Below are 1,527 nucleotides of genomic sequence, written 5' to 3' on the forward strand. Positions count from 1 at the left end.
TGTTATGCAGTCACCACCTTAGAACTAGAGGTATTGGGCAATCCAGTTGCGAACATGCCAATGGCCTTGGAGGAATGCGACGACGACACCGACGGTTTTGTGGAGTTTGATCTGAGCGACCGCGATGCAGAGGTCATAGGAGCTCAGACTGGGGTTGTAGTGACGTACCATTCCACGCCACAAGGAGCTATCGATGGTACGGATGTGCTTCCTATACTGTACACCAATACCGTAGCCGACACGGAAGAAGTTTACGTACGCATCGAGAACGGAGCAGGCTGCTATGATACCACGACCTTACAGCTTATCGTCAACCCATTACCGGCCACTGTAGCGGTGAGCCCATATGAACTTTGCGACGAGGATAATCCAGGTGACGAGCAGGAGCTGTTCGACCTAACGAGCAAGGAAGCAGAGATACTGAACGGTCAGGTCAATGTATCGGTGAGCTATTATGCCGATCCAACCGATGCGGATCTTAACGTGAACGCCATTACAGGACCATATGCAAATACCAGTAATCCACAGACGATCTATGCTGTACTTACCAATGACAATACAGGCTGCAGCAACCAGGTGACGTTCGAGCTAGAGGTTAACCCATTACCAGTCTTGGTAGATCCAACTCCATTGGAAGTTTGTGATGACGGAACACCAGATGGGTTAACGGCAATAGATTTAAACGTTAAGAATGGTGAGATCAGTGGCAACAATCCATCCTATACCGTAAGTTATTATTTTGATCTGGCCGACGCAGAAGCAGAAGTAAATCCCTTAGCAATACCTTACACCAACGTTAGCAACCCACAGACTATTTACGTTCGTGTAGAAGATAACGCAACGGGTTGTTACGACACCACGACCTTGGTGCTGGATGTACAACAGGCACCGGTAGCCAATACACCGACACCATTGTACTATTGTGATCCCGATAACGATGGTTTTGGGATATTCGATTTGACCGAAGCCGACAGCGAGATCACGGGAGGTACCGCAGGCCTGACGGTAACCTACCACGAAACCTTTGCCAATGCGGATAACAACGTTGACGCGATAGATACGACAGTAGGCTACAACAATATCGTGGCAGATAACGGTGATAGTGATGCCCCTATTTTATTGTACGCCAGGGTGGAGAGTGCTACCATAGCGACAGACTGTGCCACGATAGTAGAACTGGAACTCATAGTAGAGCCAACGCCGCAGATCATAGAGCCGACACCATTAGAGGAGTGCGACGATGCCTCTGCCGATGGTTTTGCACAATTTGATCTAACAAGCAAGGCAGAAGAGCTGTTAAACGGTGCAGACCCTGCAGATTACGATATAACGTATTACCAGACAGAGCTCAATGCCAACGACGCCAACAATCCAATCGCAAACCCGACCGCCTACACCAACACCGTAGCAGACATGGATGAAGTGTGGGTACGTGTAGAAGACCCAAATACAGCAGAAGGCTGTTACAAGGTAACACGCTTAGAGTTAATCGTAAATCCATTACCAGTGTTGGTTCAACCAGCACCA

At 48.7% G+C, this 1,527-nt stretch carries 1 pseudogene; it reads left to right on the forward strand.

Annotated features, from left to right (window positions below):
* Nucleotides 1-33: 33 nt before the first annotated feature.
* Nucleotides 34-1,527, forward strand: a pseudogene (locus tag FC091_RS15065) (hypothetical protein); the annotation flags it as partial.

It is taken from the genome of Winogradskyella algicola (genome assembly GCF_005869935.1).
Lineage (GTDB): Bacteria > Bacteroidota > Bacteroidia > Flavobacteriales > Flavobacteriaceae > Winogradskyella > Winogradskyella algicola.